Genomic DNA, 22,000 nt, shown 5'->3' on the forward strand with positions numbered 1-22,000 from the left:
CCGCACCATTTCCGATCCGCCCGCAGGGGAGAACGACATGATTCTGGTAACCGGCGCGTCCGGAAAGGTCGGCTCGGAAGCCGCCCGGCTGCTCGGCGCGGAGCAGCAGCCCACGAGAGCGCTGGTGCGCGATGCGTCCCGCGCGCCCCTGGCCGGCGTCGAGACCGTCACCGGCGACTTCGACCGCCCGGACACGCTCGACGCGGCCATGCGCGGCGTCGAGACCGTCATCCTGGTCAGCCCGGCCGTGCCCGCCCAGGAGATCGCGGTCATCGCCGGCGCCGTGCGCCAGGGCGTACAGCACATCGTCAAGATCACCAGCAAGGCGTCGGCCGACTCCCCGGTCGAGCGCCGTCGCGGTCAGGCGCAGATCGAGGAGTACCTGCTGGCCGCCGGAGTCTCCTACACGCTGCTGCGGGCGAACGCCTACATGCAGAACATCCTCGCGCTGGCTCCGATGATCAAACAGTCGGGCGGGTTCGTGATGTCCGCCGGCGACGGCCAGGTCGGCATGATCGATGCCCGTGACGTCGCCGCGACCGCCGTGAAGGTGGCAGTCTCGCCGGAGGCACACGTCGGCCGGACGTACTGGCTGACCGGGCCGGACCTGATCACCTACGACGACGTCGCCAAGGAGCTGTCCGATGCGCTCGGCCGCACGGTCGAATACCGCAGGACCACTCCTGCCGAGCACCGGGCGGCGATGCTCCAGGCGGGCGTGCCCGAGAGCGTCGCGACCTCCAACGCCCAGGCTTTCGGGCTGATCGCCGAGGGTGACGCGGCATGGCTGTCTGGCGAGGTCGCATCGGTCACCGGCACGGCGCCGCGCCCGCTGCGCACCTTCATCGCGGACCACGTCGCGGCCTTCACCTGAACGTCAGCGGGCGAGCCGGGTGCGCTACGGTCGCCGCCGTGGTGGAACGGGATGCGTTCGCAGTGACGCGTGAGGGATATGACGGGGCCGCGGAGTTGTATGCGCGGCGGTTTCGGGACGAGCTGCGGGGGAGGCCGGTCGAGCGGGCGGTGCTCGGCGCGTTCGCCGAGGTGGTGCGGGCCGACGGCGCCGGGCGCGTCGCGGATCTGGGGTGCGGGCCGGGGCACGTCACCGCGCATCTGCACGCGACCGGGCTGGAAGCCTTCGGCGTTGACGGGTCCACCGCGATGATCGCGCTCGCCCGGCAGAGTTATCCGGAGCTGCGCTTCGACGTGGGCTCGATGTCCGCCCTCGACATCGCGGACGGCTCGCTGGACGGCGTCCTCTCGCGGTGGTCGGTCATCCACACACCACCCCCCGAAGTGCCCGCGATCTTCGCCGAGTTCCACCGCGTCCTGGCCCCCGGCGGCCACCTGCTGATCGGCTTCTCGTCCAGCGAGGACGCAACGCACGCGACGCAGCCCTTCGACCACACCGTCGCCGTCGCCTACCGGTGGTGGCCCGACCATCTCTCCGCGCTGCTGCGCGCGTCCGGCCTGGACGAGGTGGCCCGGATGGTCCGGGAGCCGGAACCCGGCGACCGGCGGCAGTTCAAGGAGGTCCACCTGCTGGCCCGCAAGCGGCCGGGCGGGGGGCTGGCCCGCCCGGAAGGCGCTGCATAGGGTGACGGGCATGAGCATGAACGAGCCGCGCGATCCGCGGATGCTTCGGGTCTCGCACGAGGACCGGGACCGGGTGGTGGAGATCCTGCGGGTGGCCGCCGGGGACGGTCGGCTGGACGCGGAAGAGCTCGACGAGCGGCTGGAACGGGCCTTGCGGGCGCGGACGTTCGCGGATCTGGAGCCGTTGACCGAGGACCTGCCCGTACCGCAGCCGGCGCCGCCGCGCCTGCCGGAGGCCGTGCCCGCGCCGGCGGGGTTGGTGAAGGCGGAGGACGAGGTCGCCTGGTCGGTGCACGGGGTGCCGATGCGCCGGGAGGGCGCGTGGGTGGTGCCCCGCGCGGTGCACCTCGACGTGCACGGCGGCACCGCGCGGCTCGACTACACGCTCGCGCGGCTGCCCGAGGGCGGCGCGAGCGAGATCCACGTGTCGGTGCACGGCGGTTCGGTGCGGCTGATGCTGCCGCCGGGGGTCGCGGTGGACATGACCGGCGTGACCCGGCACGGCGGTTCGCTGCGCGACCGCTCGCTGCGGCACGCCGACTCCGAGGTGCCGATCACCCACGTCATCACCATGACCGGCTCGGTGCACGGCGGGAACGTCAAGGTGATGTCGGCCGACCAGTCCCCGAGCAGCCGCCGCGACCGCCGCCGCCTGGAGCGGGCCCGCCGCTCGCGGCGGGACGGGAGTTAGCCGGCAGGCCGGGACAAGTCGGCCCGGGCGCCCCGCGGTTCCCGGCGCGGTGAGGCGGCCTCCGTGCCCGGCTTGATGGACCTGGCCTACACGACGGCCGGCGGTGTCGTGGGCGCCGCCGTGACCAACTACCTGTCGAGGAACCAGGAACGCAGGCAGCTGCGCGCGGCCGTCATGCAGCAGCTGCATCACGTCGCCGCCGTGCGCGACGGGGTGTGCGCGATCGTGCCGGGCCGCAGAGGGCGTCCGGCGCAGTACTTCGTCGGGCAACGGCCGCCGGCCACCGGGCAGTTCCGTGTCACGGCGGTCCTGGACGACGACCGCGACGCCGAGCACGCCCTGCGGGAGGTGATCTCGGATCTCGTGGTGGCCGCGCTCTCGGCGGGCCTTCCGCGGCGGGTCCTGGACTTCGCCGCGGGCGGCGAGGAACGCGCGCTGCAGTCCGAGGTCATCAGGCTGATCGACCTCCGCCTCGGCGGCGTCCTGGGCGAGCCGCTCGACGAACTCATGGCGCACAGCGAGCAGTACCGGAACGCGACGGCCCAACTCCTGCTCCAGGCCCTGTGGCGGCCCTGGCAGACGAGGTGGCGGACGCGCTCGCGCCTTCGTGCCCTGCGCCGCGACGTCGACGCGCTCCACCGCGAGCAGCAGGCCGCCGTGGCCGCCCTGAGCGGGCACGCCGACGTGCTCGCCGTGCGGCTCCGCCCCGAGCCGGACGGGACCGACGGCCCAGCCGGACCGGACCGACGGCCAGAGCCGCCGCGGGCCGGCGGCTAGGACGCCGGGAGGAGCGCCGGGGCGAGGCGGCGCCAGAGGGGGAGGGCGGAGTCGCCCGGGGCGATGCCGATCACCTGGACGCCGACGTGGTCCGCGCCGGCCGCGACGTGGGCGCGCAGCTTTCCGGCGATCGTGTCGAGGTCGCCCCAGAAGACGAGGTCGTCGATCAGCCGGTCACTGCCGCCGTGCGCGACCTCGTCCTCGGTGTAGCCGAGCCGGCGGAACTTGGCGAGGTTGTACGGGGTGTGCAGGTAGGTGTGCATGTGCGCGCGGGCGGTCTGCCGGGCCTTGCCGGGGTCGGTCTCGAACAGCACGGCGTGCTCGACGCCGAGGAACGCGTCCGGCCCCAGGGTCTCGCGGGCCCGCGCGGTGTGGTCCACGTTGACGTGGTAGGTGTGGGCGCCGGCCGCGCGGTCGCGGGCCAGCTCCAGCATCTTGGGACCGTAGCCGGCGAGGATCCGCCGGATCGGCCCGCGCGGCGCCGGGTTGGGCGACGTGAACGCGTCGAGCTCGTCGAGGTAGCCGCGCATGGCCTCCAGCGGCGTGGCCCCCGGCACCCCCGCACCGATGCCGAGCCCCAGCACGTGCCGGTCGGGATAGGCGTCGGCCAGCAGCAGGGCGCCGCCGTACGTGGTCCTGGCCGCGCGCTGCCCGATCTGCGCGATGCCGTTGACCACGTGCATCCGCTCCGTGGCGGCGAGCAGGAACCCGGCCTGCGACAGCGCCTCGCGCCCGCCGACCTCGGGCACCCAGATCGCCCGCCACCCCAGCTCCTCGAGCTCCCGCACCGACTCGCGCATCAGCGCGGCCGGCTGCTCCTCGAAGTCGAAGGTCCAGACCCCGAACGTCCCGAGGTCCACCCCGTCAATGCCACCCATCACGCATCTCCCCGCGCACGCCGCCGATCACCAGTACGCATCGAAGTATCGTGGATTAACGATATGAGCGCAACCCGGCTCACGCCCTCCGGCGCCCCAGGAGAACCGCTTGCTCCTGCTTGAGCAGGTCGAAACTGTCCCGGACGTAAGCGCGGATCTCCGCCATCGGGAAGGGCTGAGGGAGCTGTTCGAGAGTGAGGTCGCCCCCGTTCCACCTGGCCACGTCGATCTCGTGCCAGGAGGCGTGGGCGTAGACCTCCAGCAGGATCTGCGGCATGTGCGGTTCGCGCAGCAGATCCGCCTTGGCCACCAGGATGTCGCGCATGGCGCGGTGGTTGGGCAGGAACACCGTCGTGATCCACAGCCGCCACTGCGCCGACTCCTCGTCGGTGGGGGGTATCCCGTCCGCCCCGTGCTGGAGAGGGGAACGGCCGTCCGGGCGGGGATGCCGCTCCGAGAACCCCTTGTACACGCGGCTGTTGATCTCGGTCAGGGCGAGAAGCGGCCCGTAGAACTCGCTCAACTGCCGGTTCACCCGGGCCAGTCGCTCCTTCCGCTGCTCCAGCCGAAGGCTGTTCAGGTAGGTGACGAGGTACCCGGCGAATGCCAGCCCGACGGTGATGATCGCTGCCCACATGGGCGGCAACGCTAACGCCCCGGGCCGCCCGGAGGGGCCCGGGAGCACGAATCGGGGGCGCCGCAGGGGCCGCGGACCTCTAGAGCGTCGCGCCGAGCACGGCGACCAGCTGCGCGATGCGCTTCTCGTCCCGCTTGTAGTGCGTCCACTTGCCGATCCGCGTCGCCTGCACCAGGCCGGCCCGCTGCAGTTCGGCCATGTACGCCGACACCGTCGACTGGGCCAGGCCGGATTTGGCGCGCAGGTGGCTCACGCAGACGCCCACCTCGACGGGGTCGGCGATCGCCTCGTACTCCGCGAAGTTCCGCTCGGGCTCCCGCAGCCATCTGAGCATCTGGAGGCGGACGGGGTTCGCCAGCGCGCGCAGCGCCTCGACCACGTCCTGGTCCGTGCGCCCTTCGAGGTCGATCGCGGGTTCGGGCATACGTTCATTCTACCGGCGCTCCCGTCGACGTATCGCGGCATCTCGATCCGACCCTGCTCCGGGCTGTTTGCGGATCGCGTAGCGCCGAAGGTCCGGCCCGTTGCCGAACCCGGTCGCCCCGGCCAGCATCCGCACCCCGCCGGGGCTAGGGTCGTCAGCATGCGGAGCTCAACGGGGAGCAGGGATCTGGTCGTTGTCGGCGCGGGCATCGTGGGCGCGTCGGTGGCCTATCACGCCGCCCGGGCGGGCGCCGCCGTGACGCTGGTCGACGCCGGGCGGCCGGGCGGCGGCGTGACGGCGGACTCGTTCGCCTGGATCGGGGCGTCCGGCGTGCTCGACGGGCCGGCCGCCGCGCTGCGGGCCACCGCGACGGCCGAATACCACCGGCTCGGCACCGAGTTGCCGGGGCTCCCGGTGACCTGGTCCGGCGCGCTGAGCTGGAACAGGCAGCGCAGCGCGCCGGCGGCCGGACCCGGGCAGACGATCGTGGACGCGGCGACCGTCGCGAGCATCGAGCCCGCCGTCCGGCAGCCCCCGGAGTGGGCGATCTGGGCGCCGGACGACGGGGCCGTCGATTCGGTGGGCGTGGTCGAGCGGCTGGTCGCGGGCGCCCGCGCGCACGGGACCCGGGTGCGTCTGGACACCGCGGTCACCGCGCTCCGCCGGGACGCGGCGGGCCGGATCGCCGGGGCCGACACGACGGCGGGGCCGCTCCCCGGCACAACGGTGGTGCTGGCGGCGGGAGTTGCCACGGCCGCGCTGGCCGCACCGCTCGGCGTACGCGTCCAGGTCGAACCGTCACCGTGCCCGCTGTTCCGGCTCAGCGCCCCGGCCGGCCTGGTCCGCACCCTGGTCAGCACCGAGGACTTCGACCTCCGGCAGGTCGCCGCCGACCGGCTGATCGCCGCCGCCGACTCGCCCGAACAGACCCTGGCCGCCGTCCGGTCCACCTTCCGCGGCGCCGAGAGCGTCGAACTGCTCAGCACCCGGCTCGGAGCGCGTCCGATGCCGGTGGACGGTGAGCCGATCATCGGCCCGATCGCCGAGGTGCCCGGGCTCTACGTGTCGGTGATGCACGCGGCGGTCACGCTGGCGGCGGCCGTGGGCCGCCTGGTCGCACGGGAGTTGGTGGACGGAACGGTCGAGCCCACGCTGTCGGGCTGCCGGCCGGACCGCTTCTGACGGCGGGCGAGCACGTCAACGCCGGGGCCGGCGAATGGCGTTCCGCCCAGTAGCGTCCCAACCAGCAACTGCCAGACGGGACTTCGCGGGCTCGGCCTACGGGATCAGCAGGACGCGGCCGAGGTGGGTCCGGGACTCCAGGAGGACGTGGGCGCGGGCCGCCTCCGTCAGCGGAAGCCGGATGGCGGTCGCGGTGCGCAGCCGGCCGGCGGCGGACCACTCGGCCACCTCGGCCTGCTCGGCGCGGGCGCGGTCGGGAGCGGCGGCGCGCCAGTCGTAGAGCGCGAAGCCGATGGCCGAGCGCAGGCCGAAGAGGCTGGTCACCGGGATCTGGCCGAGTTCTCCGCTCGCGGCGCCGTAGACCAGCACCCGGCCGGCCGGCGCGAGCACGTCGAAGCTGCGGAGCAGGACGTCCCCTCCGACGGAGTCGAGCACCAGGTCCACGCCGCCCGGGGCGACCTCCCGCACCCGGTCCTGCCAGCCCTCCACGCTGTAGTCCACGCCGGCGTCCGCCCCGTATCCGCGGGCGAAGTCCAGCCTGGCCGGGGAGCTCGCGGTGGCGATGACGGTGCCGGCGCCGAGCAGCCGGGCCAGTTGGACGGCGTGGTGCCCGATCCCGCCCGCGGCGGCGTGCACGAGCACGGTCTCGCCCGGCGCGAGCCGCCCGTGCCGCAGGCTGCCCAGTGCCACCGGTGCGGCCAGCGGCAGCATGCACGCGGCGGCGGCGTCCAGCCCGTCGGGCACCGGCACGGCCCACTCCGCGTCGCTGACGGCGTATTCGGCGTAGGCGTCCTCGGCGGTGCCGGCATACCTGCGCCCGACGAGTTCCGCGCCGACGCCCGGCCCCACCGCCTCGACGGTGCCGACCACGTCACCGGTGGGCCGGCCGGGCAGCGGGCGGCGGAAGAGCGGCGGGCTGGCGGGGCCCCGTCTGATCAGCGTGTCCACGAAGTTCGCGCCGATCGCCTCCGCCCGGATCAGCATCTGCCCGGGGCCGGGCTCGGGAATGTCGGCCTCCTCGACGGTGAGCACGTCGGGGTCGCCGTATTCGTAGTAGCGGACGCGTCGCATGGCAGCACTCTCCTCCGGCGCGGACCATAAATGGACCGTCGGTCATGTTATGCCCGACCGTACTTGACCGCCGGTCCAGTTGTCCACGCTCCCTTACGATGCACGCATGCCAGCAGCAGATCGCCCCGAGCGCGCCGACGCGGCCCGCAACCGGCGCGCGATCCTGGCGGCCACCGAGGATCTGCTCACCCGGTACCGGCCCGAGCAGATCTCGATGGAGCAGGTCGCCGCGGCGGCCGGCGTCGGCAAGGGAACGGTGTTCCACCGGTTCGGCAGCCGGGCCGGCCTGATGCGCGAGCTGATGGTCGAACGCGCGCTGGCCATGCGGCAGGACATCACCGAGGGGCCGCCGCCACTGGGCCCCGGCGCACCGCCCCGCGAGCGGTTGCTCGCCTTCGTGGACGAGGCCACCGCGATCATCGTCCGCAACCGGAGCCAGATGGCCGCGCTCGAACACGCGGAATCCACCTCGCAGCAGCCGGTCGACCACGAGGCCCACCCGGTCTACGCGTTCTGGCACGCCCACGTCGCCGGCCTGCTCACCGCCTCCCGCCCCGGCCTGACCGACCCCGACGCCCACGCGCACCTGATCCTGGCGGCGTTCCAGAGCGCGACCCTGCTCCACGACGACTCCCCGGACGCCCCCGCCCGCTTCGCCGCCGCGCTCCGCAGGCAGATCACCGCCCTCCTGACCGCCGCCTGAGCGCCCCCCGACCACCGCTTGAGCGCCCCGCCGCCCCGGCGACTCTGAGACGGGCCGACCGGATCAGCGGGCGCGTACGCCGTCGATGGCGATCCCGAGCAGCAGATCGGCCTCGGCCGGCCCGTCGGCGTCCTGCTCGGTGGCCAGCGCGATGGCGCCGACGAGCTTCAGCAGCTGGGAGATCGTCACCCCGGGACGCACGGCGTCCCCCGCGCGGACCAGGAGGGCGTCTCCCGCGGCGGCGATCATGTCGTGGCAGGTCGCGCCGAACCCCGGCTCCGCCTCACGCATCAGGGACGCCCCGAGCCCCCGGTTGGCCACGGCGTGCGCGCCGACGGCACGCAGCCAGCCGGCCAGGGCCTGGCCCGGATCGGGTGCGGCGAGCAGATCGCCGGCCCGCGCGCACAGCGCCTCCACCCGGTCCTTGAACACCGCCTCCAACAGCGCCTGGCGGGAGGGGAAGTGGCGGTGCAGGGTCGCCGACCCGACCCCGGCCCGGCGAGCGACCTCCTCAAGCGAGACGTCGGCGCCGTGCTCGGCGATCAGCTCCCCGGCGGCGGCCACCACCTTGCCGGCGTTGCGGCGGGCGTCGGCCCGCATGGTCCGGCGCGGCGGGGCGGCGTCCTCTGGCACGGGATCTCCTGGCGGTTTTGAAAACGGGGTGGCCCTCCATATAGTACCGAGCAGGAAACGGGGGCCCACCCCACTTACTGGCGGCGGCCCGTGAACCCCAGGGAGACGAACATGAACCCGACGAACAAGACAGTCGTGGTGGCGGGAGCGACCGGCCTGCAGGGCACGGCGGTGACGCGTCACCTGCTCCGCGCCGGCTGGCAGGTCCGCGCACTGACCCGCGACCCGCGAGGAGCGCGGGCGGCGGAGCTGGCCCAGGCCGGCGCACAGGTCGTCCGGGCGCGGATGGAGGATGTCGACTCGCTGACCGCCGCGGCCGAGGGCGCCTGGGGAATGTTCAGCGTCCAGCCCACCGTCGGCTCCCCTGGCACCGCGCCGGACTTCAGCACCGGGGACGAGGTGCGGTGGGGCGTGAACGTCGCCGACGCCGCGCGGGCCGCGGGCATCGGGCACTTCGTCTTCACCTCGGTCGCCGGCGCGGACCGGCACCACGACGAGAAGCTGCCGGTGAACCTGGTCAGCAAGTGGCGGATCGAGCAGCACATCAGCGCGCTCGGGCTGCCCGCGACGATCCTGCGGCCGGTGTCCTTCATGGAGAACTTCACCGGCGGCTACGCACTGGTGGACGGCGCCCTGTCCACCGGGCTCGCGCCGGAGGTGCCGCAGCAGATCATGGCCGTGGACGATGTCGGCGCCGTGGCCGCGCTCGCGTTCGCCGGCCCGGAGGAGTGGATCGGCCGGCAGGCCACCCTGGCGGGCGACGAGCTCACGCCGGTCCAGATCGCCGCGGCCGTCGAGAAGGCGCTCGGCATACCCCTGCCGTACGTACAGATCCCGATCGAGGCGATCCGCTCCCTGAACGAGGACTTCGCCTACGCCAACGAGTGGCTCAACACGGCCGGTTATCGCGCCGACATCGCCGCCACCCGGGAGATCCACCCCGCCGCGATGGACTTCGCCACGTGGCTGGCCCGGACCGGCGCGTCCCAGATCGCCGCGTTCCTGAACTCACCCTCCCGGCGGGCGTGAGCCGCGTGGGACCCCCGCCGGGCGGCCCGCTAGACCAGTACCGCGCCCCGCGCCGGGCCCACCGCAAGGTGGGAGCGGGGGATCGCCCCGGCGATCCGCTCGCCCGCGGCCCGGTCCGCCGCGAGCAGCGCGCAGGACGGACCCGACCCGGACACGATCGCGGCGAGCGCCCCGGCCGCCACCCCCGCCGCCAGCGTGTCCCCGAGCTCGGGCCGCAACGAAACCGCCGCCCCCTGAAGGTCGTTGGACAGCGTCCGCGCCAACTCCCGCGCGTCCCCTGCCCGCAGCGCCGCGAGCAACGCGGGATCGGCCACCGGCTCCGGCACGGAGGTGCCCCCTTCGGCCCGCAACCGATCGCACTCGCGGTAGACCGCCGGCGTGGAGAGCCCGACCTCCGAGGTCACGAACACCCAGTGGAAGGAGCCCCCCACCTCCAGCGGGGTGAGCTGCTCCCCCCGGCCTACCCCGAGCGCCGCCCCGCCGACCAGCGAGAACGGCACGTCGCTGCCCAACTCCGCACAGATCGCGAGCAGTTCCTCGCGCGACGCCCCGGTCTCCCACAGCGCGTCACAGGCGACCAGCGCCGCCGCCGCGTCCGCGCTGCCGCCGGCCATGCCGCCCGCGACCGGGATGTCCTTGACGATGTGCAGCCGGACGTCGGGCTCGATCCCGTACCGCTTGGCGAGCAGGATCGCGGCGCGCGCGGCGAGGTTGGTCTCGTCGAGCGGGACGCCCTCGATGTCCCGGCCCTCGGCGGTGATCCGCAGCCCGTCCGCCGGGGAGGCGGTGACCTCGTCGTGGAGGCCGACCGCGAGGAAGACGTTGGCCAGGTCGTGGAAGCCGTCCGGCCGCACGTCGCCGACGGCCAGTTGGACGTTGACCTTGGCGGGCGCGCGTACGGTGACGGAAGCGGCGGTCACGGCGGGTTGCTCCTAGCGAGTCGTGCGGAGATTTTCAGAAGGACAGAACACCACAGGGCCGCGCCGCGGGAAAACCGGGGAACCCGGGGCCCGGAGAACCCGGGAGCCCGGCAGCGCGGGGCACCCGGCGGACCGGAACCCGGCGGCGCCGGGGCACGCGCGCACCGGAAAGGCGCGAACCGGGAAAGGCGGGAACCGGGACACGCGCGCACCGGGAGAGGCAGGGACCGGGGAACGGGCCCTCACCCCGCCCGCCGCTCCGCGATCGCCGCGAACTCCTCGACGCCGAGCGCCTCGCCCCGCGCCTGGGGCGACACCCCCGCCGCGACCAGCGCCGCCTCCGCCGACGCCGCGGACCCCGCCCACCCGGCGAGCGCCGCCCGCAGCGTCTTGCGGCGCTGCGCGAAAGCCGCGTCCACCACCGCGAACACCTCGCTCCTGGAGGCGGTCGTCCTCGGCGGGTCGCGGCGGACCAGGGCGACGAGGCCGGAGTCCACGTTGGGCGCGGGCCAGAACACGTTGCGGCCGATCGATCCGGCCCGCCGCACGTCCGCGTACCAGTTGGCCTTGACCGACGGGACACCGTAGACCTTGCTGCCGGGTCCCGCGGCCAGCCGGTCGGCGACCTCTGCCTGCACCATGACCAGGGTGCGTTCGATGCTGGGGAACTCGGCGAGCATGTGCAGCAGCACCGGCACGGCCACGTTGTACGGCAGGTTCGCGACCAGCGCGGTGGGCGGCGGCCCGGGCAGTTCGGTGACGGTCATGGCGTCGCTGTGCACGAGCGCGAACCGTTCGGCGCGGTCCGGCATCCGGGCGGCGACGGTCGCGGGCAGCGCGCCGGCCAGTACGTCGTCGATCTCGATCGCGGTGACCCGGTCGGCCGCTTCGAGCAGCGCCAGGGTGAGCGAGCCGAGGCCCGGGCCGACCTCGACGACCGTGTCCTGCGGGCCCACCCCGGCGGTCCGCACGATCCGACGAACAGTGTTCGCGTCGATGACGAAGTTCTGGCCGCGCTGCTTGGTCGGGCGTACGCCCAGCGCGGCGGCCAGCTCACGGATGTCGGCGGGGCCGAGCAGGGCGTCGGGGTCTGTCGTACTCACACCGGCCAGGGTACGGGCCGCCCGGGTACGTTTCCGGCCACCGGCCGGGGGTATGGGCGCCGCCCCCGCGCGCCGGACCGGGCGCGGACCGGGCGCGGGTCAGGCCCGAAGCAACCGGCGCAGCCGGGTCAGTACCCGAACGCCCGCGCCGTGTTCGCCGCGACAGCCGCAGCGAGCACGTCCTCCTCCTCACCCCGCGCCGCCGCCATCACCCGCAGCGTGAGCGGGATCAGGTAGGGGGCGTTCGGCCGCCCCCGATAGGGCACCGGCGGCAGGAACGGCGCGTCGGTCTCCACCAGCAGCCGGTCGCGCGGCGCGACGGCGACGGCGTCCCGCAGGTTCTGCGCGCTCTTGTAGCTGACCGTGCCGGCGAAGGAGAGGTAGTAGCCGCGCTCGGCGCAGACCCGGGCCATGTCCGCGTCGCCTGAGTAGCAGTGGAAGACGACGGTGTCGGGCGCGCCCTCCTCCGCCAGGATGCGCAGCACGTCGTCGTGCGCGTCCCGGTCGTGGATGACCAGCGCCTTGCCGTGCCGCTTGGCGATCTCGATGTGCCGGCGGAACGAGTACTGCTGCGCGGCCGTGCCGTCCGGCCCGGTGCGGAAGTAGTCGAGACCGGTCTCGCCGACGCCCCGCACCTGCGGCAGGGCGGCGAGCTCGTCGATCGCGGCGAGTTCGGCGTCCAGCCCCGCCATGCCGCCGGCCTCCCGCGCGGGCTGGAAACCGCCGCCCGGGTCGCCGTGCACGATGCGCGGGGCCTCGTTGGGGTGCAGGGCGACGGTCGCCCAGATGGCCGGCCAGGCGGCGGCGGTCTCCGCCGCCCAGCGGGAGCCGGCCAGGTCGCAGCCGACCTGGATCAGCGTGTCGACCCCGACGGCGGCGGCCTGCTCCAGCGCTTCGGCGACGGTGCCCGACTGCATGTCGAGGTGGGTGTGCGAGTCGGCGACCGCGACCCGCAGCGGCTCGGGCGGCGGCGGGGCCGCGTTCTTGTTGTCGCGGGCCGGCTTGGCGGGTGTGGAAGGCATGCTCCGATCCTAGGCAGCCCGTTCGCGGGAGCCGCGCCCGCCCGGACGGCGTCCTCCGAAGGCGTCCCTCAGGCCGAGTCCTCGTGCCGGTGGTGCAGGAAGTTCAGCACGGACCAGTGATGGGCCGGCCGTTCCACGGGGGCGTCCCGCCGAGCCTTCCACAGCGAGGCGACGACGTCGGAGACCTGCCCCGACCGCATGATCCGTACGGTGTGGCCGTCGCAGTTCTGGCAGGTCGGACGGGTCAGCGGCGACGGCACCTGAGCGCCGTCCGCCAGATAGGTGACGAACTGCACGCCGGACGCGTCCTGGTGGTGCTCGATCTCGTAGCCCTGCTCCCAGCCGTGGCCGCAGCTCATGCAGGCGAAGGCGTACGCCTCCGTGACGTTGCGCTCCGTGAGGCTGTGGCCCGTGACGCTGCGGCCCGGGACGTCGTGGCCCGGGACGTCGTGGCCCGGGACGTCGTGACCCGTCGCGGCGCTTGCACCGGTTCCGGCGGTCTCGCTCATGGCTCTCCTAGGTGCCCTCCCGGACGTGGTGTCCGGGGCGGGACTTCCCACTGACCAGCGAACGCCTCGGCGCCGGTTCCCGCAGGTCAGGAAGCCGACTCTTGGGGGAGATTTGGGTTCCAGCTGGGACAAGCCGGATGTTGCTTTGCCCGGGGAGCCGTTTGTGCGGGGTGTGCCGGACTACGCGCCCGATGTCGCGCCAGGCAGTGCGCCGGTGCGCTTCGCGGCCACCACCGCGTCGAAGACCTCGCGTTTGGGCAGGCCCGCCTCCGCGGCGACCGCGGCGATCGCCTCCTTGCGGCGTTCCCCCGCCTCCTCGCGGTGCCGCACCCGGGTGACGAGTTCGGCCGGGTCGAGCGCGGACGGGCCCGGCGCGGGCGCGCCCTCCACCACGACGGTGATCTCGCCGCGTACGCCGTCGGCCGCCCAGCGGGCCAGTTCCTCCAGCGGGCCGCGCCTGACCTCCTCGTAGGTCTTGGTCAGCTCCCGACAGACGGCGGCACGCCGGTCCGGGCCGAACGCCTCGGCCATCGCGGCGAGCGTGTCGTCGATGCGGTGCGGGGCCTCGAAGTACACCAGCGTCCTGCGGTCCGCGGCGACCTCGCGCAGCCGGGCCAGCCGTTCGCCGGGCTTGCGGGGCAGGAAGCCCTCGAAGCAGAAACGGTCCACCGGCAGTCCTGACAGCGCCAGCGCGGTCAGCACGGCGGACGGCCCGGGGACCGCCGTCACCCGGATGCCCCGTTCCACCGCGGCGGCGACCAGCCGGAAACCGGGGTCGGAGACGGACGGCATCCCGGCGTCCGTCACCAGCACCACCCGGGCACCGCCGGCCAGCGCCTCGACCAGCTCCGGGGTGCGGGCGGCCTCGTTGCCCTCGAAGTACGACACCACGCGAGCGGTGGTCTGCACGCCGAGCGCCTGGGTCAGCCGGCGCAGCCGCCGGGTGTCCTCGGCGGCGATCAGGTCGGCCCCGGCGAGCTCGGTGCCCAGCCGGGGCGGGGCGTCGGCGGGGGTGCCGATGGGGGTGCCGGCCAGGACGAGGACGCCTGCGGCTGCGGCGGGGGTGGCTGAGGTGGTCACCCGGCCATCGTCCCACCGGTGCGGACGCGCCCGCGCCCGGCGGCGGCCCGGTGCACGTCGGGCGGCGGCCCGGCGCGGGTCCTCGGGCGGCGGCCCGGCGCCGGGCGGCGGGCATCCGGGGGCACGGCCCGGCTCGCCTCGCCGTCCACCCGGGACCGCGACCCCGCGCGCCTCACCCTCCGCCCGGGCCTGCGACCCGCCCCACTCCCCCGATCCCGTCCGTCCGAACCTCTGATACCGGACAAAGTCCCACCCTGTGTGGTGGGCTCATCGCATTCTCAGGGCGGTTCCCTACGATGGGCCGGTGACGAGTGAGACCGCGACCCATGACCGTGCCGACGAGGGCACTCGGGCGAAGCCGGAGCAGAGCGCGTGGGCGCAGCGGCTGCGCCGGTTCGGCTATGCCGAAAGCCCCCGCACGGACACCCGGGAGCGGCTCGTCCCGCGCTTCCCGGAACCCGGCACCCGGATGTGGGAGGCGCTGGGCATCGGCCCGGCGGCCGCGCGGATCCTGGCCCGGCTGTCGGGCTGGCTCGGCCCGGTCGCGGTGGCGCTCTTCGCGGGCCTGATCCGCTTCTGGCACCTGGGCAGCCCCAACGAGGTCGTCTTCGACGAGACGTACTACGCCAAGGACGCCTGGTCGCTGCTGAAGTACGGCTACGAGGGCACCTGGCCGGACGGCAAGATCGTCAACCCGCAGCTGGTGGATCCGAAGAACCACGTGATCCCGCTGTCCGACACGGCCAGCTACGTCGTGCACCCGCCGATGGGCAAGTGGGTGATCGGCTTCGGCGAGTGGATCTACGGCCTGACCCCGTTCGGCTGGCGCTTCTCGATGGCGCTGCTGGGCACCCTGTCGGTGCTGATGCTGTGCCGGATCGGGCGGCGGCTGTTCCGTTCCACCGCGCTCGGCTGCGTGGCCGGGCTGCTGATGTCGGTGGACGGCCTGCACTACGTGATGAGCCGGATCGCGCTGCTCGACCTGGTGATCATGTTCTTCGCGCTGGCCGCGTTCGGCTGCCTGCTGGTGGACCGGGACTGGTCGCGGGCCAGGCTCGCCGCGGCGCTGCCGGTCGACGACAGCGGTTTCGCCGGGCCCGACGACCACACCGGCTCCCGGGTCGGGATGGGCTGGCGGCCGTGGCGGATCGGCGCCGCCTTCTTCCTCGGCCTGGCCGCGGCGAGCAAGTGGAACGGCCTGTACTTCCTGGCGTTCTTCTGCCTGCTGACGCTGGCGTGGGACATCGGCTCGCGGCGGCTGGCGGGCGCCCGGCGGCCGTATCTGTCGGTGCTGAGGAAGGACCTGGGCTGGTCGGCGCTGACGATGCTGCCGGTCGCCCTGGTGACGTATCTGGCCACCTGGACCGGCTGGTTCCTGTCCGACAAGGGCTACAACCGGCACTGGGCGGACGGCCGCGGCGGCACCTGGTCGTGGATCCCCGGCCCGATCCGCAGCCTGTGGAACTACGAGACGCAGGTCTACAAGTTCAACGTCGGGCTGCACACGCCGCACCCGTACCAGTCGAACCCGTGGAGCTGGATGGTCCTCGGCCGGCCCATCTCGTACTACTTCACCTCGCCGGCCAACGGCAGCCAGGGCTGCCACAGCAGCGGCGGCTGCTCCCGGGAGATCCTGGCGCTCGGCACCCCGCTGCTGTGGTGGTCGGCGTGCTTCGCGCTGGTGTACATGCTCTACCGCTGGGTGCTGCGCCGGGACTGGCGCGCGGGCGCCATCCTGTGCGCGGTGGCGGCCGGTTACCTGCCCTGGTTCCACTACCAGGACCGTACGATCTTCTACTTCTACGCCGTCGCCTTCGTGCCGTACCTGTGCCTGGCGGTGGCGATGATGGTGGGCGCCTTCCTCGGCCCACCGGGCGCGAGCGAGAACCGGCGGATGTGGGGCGCGGTGGGAGCCGGCACCCTGGTGCTGCTGATCATCTGGAACTTCATCTACTTCTTCCCGATCTACACGGGTCAGACCATTCCGACCAGCAGCTGGCAGGCCCGGATGTGGTTCGACTCCTGGGTGTGACCGGGTGCCGTAGCATGGTGCAGGTTTTATGGAACACGTACGGTTGAACGTGTTCAAAGGGGATGGGAGGGGGGATTCCGATGCCCATGGCACGCGGGGTCAAGACGGGCATCATCGGCGCGGTGTTCGCCGGGATGCTGGGGGTCGCCGGTTTCGGCGCGTACAACATCTACAGCTCACTGAACAAGGACAGCGGAAGCGGTTCCGGGGCGTCGCAGACGGTGGGGGCCTCCACCGACGACAAGCCGCTCGGAGTGAAGGACGTGCAGTCCGCCGCGGACGCGTTCCTGAACGCGTGGACGGGCGGCGACCTGCAGAAGGCCGCTGACGCCACGGACTCGCCGCAGACGGCGCTGGCCGCGCTGAACGAGTTCAAAACGGACGCGCGCATCACAGCTGTGCGCGCGGTGACCAACGCGGCCTCGGCCGCCGACACGGGCACCGACCCGTCCACCCCCGCGGCGGGCGACTCGGCCGGCAAGGTGACGTTCTCCGTCGAGGCCACCATCAACTACCAGGGCTCGGTCTACCCCTGGTCGTACAGCTCAGGTCTGACGGTCGCGCGCAATGCGGCGGGCAAGCCGGCCGTCACCTGGGCCTCGTCGGTGGTCAACCCGCACCTCGACACCGGCGACTCCGTCGTCACCGGGCCGGCCAGCACGCCGGACGTGCAGATAGTGGACCGCAAGGGGAAGGTCATGGACCCGGCCACGTTCCCCTCGCTGGCTCGGATCATCCCCGACCTGCGGACCCGGTACGCGGACAAGCTCGGCGGCGGCGTCCCCGGCGTCGAGACATACGTGAAGAAGTCGGACGGCTCGACCGGCCTCACCCTGCACAAGCTGAAGAAGGGCCGGCCCGCCAAGCTGGACACCACGCTGGACTCCACGATCCAGGCGGCGGCGGAGAAGGCGGTGGCCGCACATCCCTCCTCGGGTGTCACCGCGCTCGACACCGGCACCGGCGGCATCCTGGCCGTCGCCAACAACCCGGCCGACGGCACCGACTACGCGCTGGGCGACACCTCTGCGCCGGGTTCGACGTTCAAGGTGGTCACCGCCGCGGCGCTGATCGAGCGCGGCCACCTGACCCCGTCCTCCCCGGCGCCCTGCCGGAACGGCGCGAACTACGGCTACGGCAAGGCGTACAAGAACGACGGCGACATGAACGTGCCGGGCGCCGATCTGAGCTACGACTTCACCCGGTCCTGCAACACCGGCTTCATCCTCCAGGCAGGCTCGCTCGGCGCCACCGGACTGGTGGACACCGCCAAGCAGTTCGGCATCACCCAGCCGTGGAACATCGGCACCACCTGCACCGACCCGAACGTGCCCGGCGGCACCGGCGACGAGCTCACCTCGGAGATGATCGGCCAGGGCACCCTGCAGCTGAGCCCGCTGGTCATGGCGTCGGTGGCGGCGACCGCGGCGACCAGCGACTTCCACCAGCCGGTGATCGTGGACAAGAAGCTGATCGGCAAGCCGATCGCCAAGGCCGACGGCATCAAGCAGCAGACCTCGCTCTACCTGCGGCAGATGATGCGCGCGACGATCACCGACGGCACCGCCACCGGCGTCATGAACGGCTTCGGACCTGACTCCGGCGCGAAGACCGGCTCGGCGGAGACCGACACGTCGGCCATGCCCAACGGCTGGTTCGTCGGCTTCTCCGGTGGCGTGGCCGCCAGCGCGGTGGTGCACAGCGGCGGTCACGGCAACGCGTCGGCGGGTCCGATGGTGGCGGCGGTGCTGCGCGCTTCATGAGCGTGCGGTTCGTGAGGATGCGGTTCGTGGGCGTGGCGGTCGTGGGCGTGGCGGTCGTTGACGCGCCTGCCGCGGGCGGCGGGTGGCGGGGGTGACGCCGCTGGTCGCCACCGCGGTGCTCGTCGCCGCGCTCACGCACGCCAGTTGGAACGCCATCGCGCACGGCATCAAGGACCAGTTGCTCGCGTTCACCCTGGTGGGTGGCGGCGGGGCGCTGTGCGCGGCGGCGCTGGCACCGTTCGCCGCCCTCCCGCGCGCCGCCGCGTGGCCGTACCTGATCGCGTCCGTACTGGTCCATCTGGCCTACCAGTACCTGCTGATGCGCTCGTTCCAGCTCGGCGACTTCGGGCAGGTCTACCCGATCGCGCGCGGCATCGCGCCGCTGGCGGTCACCGTGCTGGCCGCCGTCTTCGTCCACGAACGGCCCGGCGGCTGGCAGACCGCGGGCGTGCTGGTGGCGTCCGCGGGGCTCGGCGGGGTCGCGCTGTGGGGCATGCGCGGCAGGACGCCCAACTGGCCGGCGCTGGCCGCCGCGGCCGGCACCGGGCTGACGATCGCGGGCTACACGGTGGTGGACGGCGTCGGCGTCCGCGACTCCGGCACGTCGCTCGGCTACATCTGCTGGCTGCTGCTGATGCAGGGCCTGGTCGTCCCGGTGGTGGCGCTGACCGCCCGGCGCGGCGAACTGTTCGCGCAGCTGCGTCCGGTGGCGGTACGCGGGCTGTTCGGCGGAGCGCTGTCGATCACCGCGTACGGGCTGGTGCTGTGGGCGCAGACCCGCGCGGACCTGGCCCCGGTGGCCGCGCTGCGCGAGACGTCGATCATCGCGGGCGCGGCGATCGGCGCGCTGTTCTTCAAGGAGCACTTCGGCCGGCCGCGGATGGTGGCGGCGGCGCTGGTGGTCGCCGGGATAGGGCTGATGCTGCACGCGGGTTGAGTGCCGTTCGGGTGACCGGCAGCCGCGCACTCACACGAAGGGGTGGCTTCGCCGCGCCTTCCTGGTGTAATAATCATTCCATGAGTTCACCTATTACCGTAACGAAGGTAGCCTCGCCCTTCGCGGACACGGCCGAGGCCGTACGGGCGTGGGTCCGCGGTTGGGTCGTCTCGCGCTGCGCGGCCGAACCCGTCGCCTCTGCGTGGGGTTTCACCGTGGACGTGGGCCTGCCCGGGCACGTCATGCGGCACGTACTGCACACCGCGGACGAAGCGGCCGTCCGGAAGATCACCGAGCACGCGACCGCGCCCGGCGTCTGGTTGAAGGCGTTCGTCGCGCCGGAGACGCTCGAACCCTGGCTCGCCGACGGCTGGCACCTCGCGGAGGGGCCGGGCTACCTGATGTCCACCACGCTGGCCGTCACACCCACGCCGGACCCCGTTCCCGATGATTACCGGCTGAGCATATGGACGCGCGGCGGCGTCACCCGCGCTCTGGTGCGCACCGCCGACGGGGCTTTCGCCGCGCGCGGCCAGATCGCCGTCACCGGTGCCACCGCCGCCGTCGACCAGGTGGAGACGGACCCGGCGCACCAGCGGCGCGGGCTGGGGCGCCTGGTGATGCGCAGGCTCGCCGCCGCCGCGGCGGAGCAGGGGGCCACGGCGGGCGTGCTGGGCGCCACTCCGGAGGGCCGGGCGCTGTACGAGACGACGGGGTGGCGGATGCTGGCGCCGCTGACCGGCGCCGTGCGGGGCCCGGACCCCGACGCCGAGGGAGCCCTCCGACGGTCTTGAGCGGATCGGGACGGCCGCCTGGGTCAGGGCCGGCCGGCCGCCTCGTCCCCGCGCCTTCACACCCTCCCGCGCCCTCCGCCCCGTCCTACTCGGCCGCCGCGCTCACCTCGTCGGAAAGCATCTGCTGGAAGCTGTTGTTGCTGTTCAGGATGCCGCCCTCCACGGGCAGCGTCACACCGGTGATCCAGGCGGCGTCCGTGGACGCCAGGAAGGTGATCGCGGCGGCGATGTCGGCGGGTTCGCCGACCCGGCCGAGCGGGTAGCCGCGGGCCGCGGCGGCCAGTGAGTCCTCCCGGCCCTCCCAGGCGCGGGTGCGGATGGTGCCGGGCGCCACCAGGTTGACGCGCACCCGGTCCGGTCCCGCCTGCACCGACAGCGTGCGGGTCAGCGACATCAGTGCCGCCTTGGCCGCGCTGTAGGAGTGGTTGCCGAAGAACGAGATGCCGTTCACCGAGCCGACGTTGACGATCGAGCCGCGCCCGCCCGCCGCCTTCAGGTAGGGCATCGCGGCCCGCGAGCAGCGCATCGAGCCGACCAGGCAGACGTCCAGGTCCCTGGTCCAGTCGTCGTCGAGCTCGTCGGCGAAGTCCTCGCGGAAGTCGCTGCACGCGTAGGCGTTGTTGACCAGCACGTCCAGGCCGCCGAACGCCTCGGCCGCGAACGCCACCGCCGCCCGTACCGCGCCGGAATCGGCCACGTCGCACACCAACGCCTCGGCTCTGCCCCCCGATTCGCCGATCGAGGCGGCGACCGCGCGCCCCGCCTCGCCGTCCAGATCCGCGATCAGCACCGCGGCGCCCTCGGCGGCGAACCGCCGGGCGGTCGCCTCGCCGATGCCGTGGGCCCCGCCCGTCACCATCACGCTGTACGTCTCGAAGCGTCGCATCGCGTCAGCGTAGGCACTCCCGTACGGCCCTGACCAGAGCCTGGGCACGGGGGTCGGCGGTGACGTTGCGCTGCATGCCGTTGGTGACGTACCCGAAGCCGATGCCCGCCTCCGGGTCGGCGAAGCCCAGGCAGCCGCCGCGGCCCGGGTGACCGAACGCGCCCGGGCCGAGCAGCGGGGAGGCCGGGCCGTGCAGCATGTAGCCGAGGCCGAAACGGGTGTTGACCACCAGCACCTTGTCGGGCCCCTCGGACTCCACGGTGCGCGCGGCGGTCAGTGTGGCCGGCGCGAACAGCCGCCGGCCGTCCACCTCGCCGGCCAGCGCCGCGTAGAAGCGGGCCAGCGAACGGGCGGTGGCGATGCCCCCGGACGCCGCCAACTCCCCCGCGCGGTAAGCCGGATCGTTCTCGTCAGGGAGCGGGGTGATCGCGGCGAACGCGCGGCGGGTCAGCGACTCCGGGTCGGCGTAGGCGTCGGTCACCGACTGCTTGGGGCGCGCCCGCAGGCCGCCGGACGCGGGCGGCTGCGGGGTCTGGATCTCGCCGATCCGGCCCACCCGGTGCTCCTGGCCGGCCGGCAGGCCGACCCACAGGTCGAGTTCGAGCGGCCGGGCGATCTCCTCGGCGACGAACCGGCCGAGCGGCCGTCCCGACGCCCGTCGCACCAGCTCGCCGACCAGCCAGCTGTACGTCTGCGCGTGGTAGCCGTGCGCGGCGCCCGGCGGGAACAGCGGCTGCTGCGCGGCGACCGCCCGCGGCCCGGACACGCCGTCCAGCGCCTGCTCCGGGGTGAGCGGCACGTCGAGCGCGGGCACCCCGGCCCGGTGCGCGAGCACGTCACGCACGGTGACGCGCTCCTTGCCGCGGGCCTTGAACTGCGGCCAGTAGGTGCCGACCGGGGCGTCCAGGTCCAGTTGCCCGCGCTGGTGGAGCAGCAGGAGGCAGGCGGCGGCGACGCCCTTGGTCGCCGACCGCACGGTCTGCGCGGTGTCCTCACCCCACGCCTCGCCCTGCGCCCCGCTCCCTTGCTCGCCGCGCGCCTCGGCGCCGGGCTCGCCGCCCGCCTCGCCGCCGTCGAAGTCCGCCGCCCCGCCGCCGTCGAAGTCCCGGCTGCCGGCCCACAGATCGACGACCTTGCGCCCGTCCCGGTACAGCGCGAACGCGGCCCCGCGATCCCCCCGGCGCTCGAAGTTCCCGGCGAACGCGGCCCGCACGGCCTCGTAACCGGCCGCGATCTCGCCGTCCACCCGCAGCATCTCGTCTCTCCTCAGCAGCGTCACCCCTGGTCCCATGCTCCCTCATCCGGGAACGGGGCCCGAACACAGGGCCGGGCC

The 22,000-nt window shown here is 73.6% G+C and carries 23 protein-coding genes; 11 read left to right on the forward strand and 12 right to left on the reverse strand.

What is annotated here, in order from left to right:
* Positions 1 to 37 precede the first annotated feature (37 nt).
* The 4 genes from ACQPW6_RS13635 (at position 38) to ACQPW6_RS13650 (ending at position 3,064) form a co-directional block, all read left to right on the forward strand.
* Entirely contained in the window at positions 38 to 874 is an 837-nt protein-coding gene (locus ACQPW6_RS13635; RefSeq protein WP_433889867.1) for an NmrA family NAD(P)-binding protein, read from the forward strand.
* 38 nt (positions 875 to 912) lie between these two features.
* Positions 913 to 1,596: a class I SAM-dependent methyltransferase gene (locus ACQPW6_RS13640; protein WP_433889868.1), complete on the forward strand. Its 684-nt coding sequence runs from the start codon at positions 913 to 915 to the stop codon at positions 1,594 to 1,596.
* A gap of 10 nt (positions 1,597 to 1,606) precedes the next feature.
* Complete coding sequence (locus tag ACQPW6_RS13645; RefSeq protein ID WP_433889869.1) at positions 1,607 to 2,287, forward strand: DUF1707 SHOCT-like domain-containing protein; 681 nt, start codon at positions 1,607 to 1,609, stop codon at positions 2,285 to 2,287.
* A gap of 63 nt (positions 2,288 to 2,350) precedes the next feature.
* A complete protein-coding gene (locus ACQPW6_RS13650) occupies positions 2,351 to 3,064 on the forward strand; it encodes a hypothetical protein (RefSeq protein WP_433889870.1) in 714 nt (237 codons plus the stop codon).
* Here ACQPW6_RS13650 and ACQPW6_RS13655 read toward each other — a convergent pair.
* From ACQPW6_RS13655 to ACQPW6_RS13665, 3 genes are all read right to left on the reverse strand, one after another.
* Positions 3,061 to 3,942 (reverse strand): TIGR03620 family F420-dependent LLM class oxidoreductase, encoded by an 882-nt coding sequence (locus tag ACQPW6_RS13655; RefSeq protein ID WP_433889871.1) that lies wholly within the window; start codon positions 3,940 to 3,942, stop codon positions 3,061 to 3,063. The two genes, ACQPW6_RS13650 and ACQPW6_RS13655, sit on opposite strands and share 4 nt — an antisense overlap.
* Positions 3,943 to 4,021: 79 nt before the next feature.
* A complete protein-coding gene (locus ACQPW6_RS13660; protein WP_433889872.1) occupies positions 4,022 to 4,579 on the reverse strand; it encodes a hypothetical protein in 558 nt (185 codons plus the stop codon).
* Positions 4,580 to 4,658: 79 nt separating this feature from the next.
* Positions 4,659 to 5,003, reverse strand: a complete 345-nt coding sequence (locus ACQPW6_RS13665; protein ID WP_433889873.1) for an ArsR/SmtB family transcription factor — start codon at positions 5,001 to 5,003, stop codon at positions 4,659 to 4,661.
* Positions 5,004 to 5,162: 159 nt separating this feature from the next.
* Here ACQPW6_RS13665 and ACQPW6_RS13670 point away from each other — a divergent pair, with 159 nt between their 5' ends.
* Positions 5,163 to 6,185, forward strand: a complete 1,023-nt coding sequence (locus ACQPW6_RS13670; RefSeq protein WP_433889874.1) for an NAD(P)/FAD-dependent oxidoreductase — start codon at positions 5,163 to 5,165, stop codon at positions 6,183 to 6,185.
* Between the two features lie 96 nt (positions 6,186 to 6,281).
* Here the strand turns inward: ACQPW6_RS13670 and ACQPW6_RS13675 are convergent, their stop codons facing one another.
* Entirely contained in the window at positions 6,282 to 7,256 is a 975-nt protein-coding gene (locus ACQPW6_RS13675; protein ID WP_433889875.1) for a quinone oxidoreductase family protein, read from the reverse strand.
* A gap of 106 nt (positions 7,257 to 7,362) precedes the next feature.
* Between ACQPW6_RS13675 and ACQPW6_RS13680 the strand changes: the two genes are divergently transcribed.
* Positions 7,363 to 7,959, forward strand: a complete 597-nt coding sequence (locus ACQPW6_RS13680; protein ID WP_433889876.1) for a TetR/AcrR family transcriptional regulator — start codon at positions 7,363 to 7,365, stop codon at positions 7,957 to 7,959.
* Positions 7,960 to 8,022: 63 nt separating this feature from the next.
* Here ACQPW6_RS13680 and ACQPW6_RS13685 read toward each other — a convergent pair whose 3' ends face one another.
* Positions 8,023 to 8,592, reverse strand: a complete 570-nt coding sequence (locus ACQPW6_RS13685) for a TetR/AcrR family transcriptional regulator (protein WP_433889877.1) — start codon at positions 8,590 to 8,592, stop codon at positions 8,023 to 8,025.
* A 111-nt stretch (positions 8,593 to 8,703) separates the two neighbouring features.
* Between ACQPW6_RS13685 and ACQPW6_RS13690 the strand changes: the two genes are divergently transcribed.
* A complete protein-coding gene (locus ACQPW6_RS13690; RefSeq protein WP_433889878.1) occupies positions 8,704 to 9,621 on the forward strand; it encodes an NmrA/HSCARG family protein in 918 nt (305 codons plus the stop codon).
* Positions 9,622 to 9,650: 29 nt separating this feature from the next.
* On the opposite strand, the gene ACQPW6_RS13695 is transcribed toward ACQPW6_RS13690, so the two are convergent.
* The 5 genes from ACQPW6_RS13695 to rsmI form a co-directional block, all read right to left on the reverse strand.
* Positions 9,651 to 10,541 (reverse strand): 4-(cytidine 5'-diphospho)-2-C-methyl-D-erythritol kinase, encoded by an 891-nt coding sequence (locus ACQPW6_RS13695; protein ID WP_433889879.1) that lies wholly within the window; start codon positions 10,539 to 10,541, stop codon positions 9,651 to 9,653.
* Between the two features lie 242 nt (positions 10,542 to 10,783).
* Positions 10,784 to 11,644 carry a 16S rRNA (adenine(1518)-N(6)/adenine(1519)-N(6))-dimethyltransferase RsmA gene (gene rsmA, locus ACQPW6_RS13700; RefSeq protein WP_433889880.1) on the reverse strand — a complete coding sequence of 287 codons (861 nt, stop codon included), beginning with the start codon at positions 11,642 to 11,644 and terminating at the stop codon, positions 10,784 to 10,786.
* A 128-nt stretch (positions 11,645 to 11,772) separates the two neighbouring features.
* Positions 11,773 to 12,666 (reverse strand): TatD family hydrolase, encoded by an 894-nt coding sequence (locus ACQPW6_RS13705; protein WP_433889881.1) that lies wholly within the window; start codon positions 12,664 to 12,666, stop codon positions 11,773 to 11,775.
* Between the two features lie 68 nt (positions 12,667 to 12,734).
* The gene (locus ACQPW6_RS13710; RefSeq protein WP_433889882.1) at positions 12,735 to 13,175 is read right to left on the reverse strand and encodes a hypothetical protein; all 441 of its coding nucleotides are present in this window, start codon (positions 13,173 to 13,175) and stop codon (positions 12,735 to 12,737) included.
* 180 nt (positions 13,176 to 13,355) lie between these two features.
* A complete protein-coding gene (gene rsmI, locus ACQPW6_RS13715; RefSeq protein WP_433889883.1) occupies positions 13,356 to 14,255 on the reverse strand; it encodes a 16S rRNA (cytidine(1402)-2'-O)-methyltransferase in 900 nt (299 codons plus the stop codon).
* Between the two features lie 304 nt (positions 14,256 to 14,559).
* Here rsmI and ACQPW6_RS13720 point away from each other — a divergent pair, with 304 nt between their 5' ends.
* The 4 genes from ACQPW6_RS13720 to ACQPW6_RS13735 all read left to right on the forward strand — a co-directional run bounded on the left by ACQPW6_RS13720 (position 14,560) and on the right by ACQPW6_RS13735 (position 19,781).
* Positions 14,560 to 16,287, forward strand: coding sequence for a dolichyl-phosphate-mannose--protein mannosyltransferase (locus ACQPW6_RS13720; RefSeq protein WP_433889884.1), 1,728 nt, complete (start codon positions 14,560 to 14,562; stop codon positions 16,285 to 16,287).
* An 80-nt stretch (positions 16,288 to 16,367) separates the two neighbouring features.
* A complete protein-coding gene (locus ACQPW6_RS13725; protein ID WP_433889885.1) occupies positions 16,368 to 18,050 on the forward strand; it encodes a penicillin-binding transpeptidase domain-containing protein in 1,683 nt (560 codons plus the stop codon).
* A 91-nt stretch (positions 18,051 to 18,141) separates the two neighbouring features.
* Positions 18,142 to 18,987, forward strand: coding sequence for an EamA family transporter (locus ACQPW6_RS13730; protein WP_433889886.1), 846 nt, complete (start codon positions 18,142 to 18,144; stop codon positions 18,985 to 18,987).
* A gap of 80 nt (positions 18,988 to 19,067) precedes the next feature.
* The gene (locus ACQPW6_RS13735; protein WP_433889887.1) at positions 19,068 to 19,781 is read left to right on the forward strand and encodes a GNAT family N-acetyltransferase; all 714 of its coding nucleotides are present in this window, start codon (positions 19,068 to 19,070) and stop codon (positions 19,779 to 19,781) included.
* 85 nt (positions 19,782 to 19,866) lie between these two features.
* On the opposite strand, the gene ACQPW6_RS13740 is transcribed toward ACQPW6_RS13735, so the two are convergent.
* Together ACQPW6_RS13740 and ACQPW6_RS13745 are read right to left on the reverse strand one after the other, a co-directional pair.
* The gene (locus ACQPW6_RS13740; protein WP_433889888.1) at positions 19,867 to 20,667 is read right to left on the reverse strand and encodes an SDR family NAD(P)-dependent oxidoreductase; all 801 of its coding nucleotides are present in this window, start codon (positions 20,665 to 20,667) and stop codon (positions 19,867 to 19,869) included.
* A 4-nt stretch (positions 20,668 to 20,671) separates the two neighbouring features.
* Positions 20,672 to 21,922, reverse strand: coding sequence for a serine hydrolase domain-containing protein (locus tag ACQPW6_RS13745; RefSeq protein WP_433894523.1), 1,251 nt, complete (start codon positions 21,920 to 21,922; stop codon positions 20,672 to 20,674).
* Positions 21,923 to 22,000 lie beyond the last annotated feature (78 nt).

The organism is Streptomyces sp. CA-111067 (assembly GCF_050956065.1).
Taxonomy (GTDB): Bacteria; Actinomycetota; Actinomycetes; order Streptomycetales; family Streptomycetaceae; genus Actinacidiphila.

Bases quoted from the DNA above. Each gene is read 5' to 3' on its own strand.
- ACQPW6_RS13710 (WP_433889882.1), bottom strand. From the start codon at position 13,175: ATGAGCGAGACCGCCGGAACCGGTGCAAGCGCCGCGACGGGTCACGAC.
- ACQPW6_RS13745 (WP_433894523.1), bottom strand. From the start codon at position 21,922: ATGCTGCGGGTGGACGGCGAGATCGCGGCCGGTTACGAGGCCGTGCGG.
- ACQPW6_RS13665 (WP_433889873.1), bottom strand. From the start codon at position 5,003: ATGCCCGAACCCGCGATCGACCTCGAAGGGCGCACGGACCAGGACGTG.
- ACQPW6_RS13635 (WP_433889867.1), top strand. From the start codon at position 38: ATGATTCTGGTAACCGGCGCGTCCGGAAAGGTCGGCTCGGAAGCCGCC.
- ACQPW6_RS13645 (WP_433889869.1), top strand. From the start codon at position 1,607: ATGAGCATGAACGAGCCGCGCGATCCGCGGATGCTTCGGGTCTCGCAC.
- ACQPW6_RS13740 (WP_433889888.1), bottom strand. From the start codon at position 20,667: ATGCGACGCTTCGAGACGTACAGCGTGATGGTGACGGGCGGGGCCCAC.
- ACQPW6_RS13725 (WP_433889885.1), top strand. From the start codon at position 16,368: ATGCCCATGGCACGCGGGGTCAAGACGGGCATCATCGGCGCGGTGTTC.
- ACQPW6_RS13680 (WP_433889876.1), top strand. From the start codon at position 7,363: ATGCCAGCAGCAGATCGCCCCGAGCGCGCCGACGCGGCCCGCAACCGG.
- ACQPW6_RS13675 (WP_433889875.1), bottom strand. From the start codon at position 7,256: ATGCGACGCGTCCGCTACTACGAATACGGCGACCCCGACGTGCTCACC.
- ACQPW6_RS13655 (WP_433889871.1), bottom strand. From the start codon at position 3,942: ATGGGTGGCATTGACGGGGTGGACCTCGGGACGTTCGGGGTCTGGACC.
- ACQPW6_RS13670 (WP_433889874.1), top strand. From the start codon at position 5,163: ATGCGGAGCTCAACGGGGAGCAGGGATCTGGTCGTTGTCGGCGCGGGC.
- ACQPW6_RS13660 (WP_433889872.1), bottom strand. From the start codon at position 4,579: ATGTGGGCAGCGATCATCACCGTCGGGCTGGCATTCGCCGGGTACCTC.
- ACQPW6_RS13690 (WP_433889878.1), top strand. From the start codon at position 8,704: ATGAACCCGACGAACAAGACAGTCGTGGTGGCGGGAGCGACCGGCCTG.
- ACQPW6_RS13705 (WP_433889881.1), bottom strand. From the start codon at position 12,666: ATGCCTTCCACACCCGCCAAGCCGGCCCGCGACAACAAGAACGCGGCC.
- ACQPW6_RS13735 (WP_433889887.1), top strand. From the start codon at position 19,068: ATGAGTTCACCTATTACCGTAACGAAGGTAGCCTCGCCCTTCGCGGAC.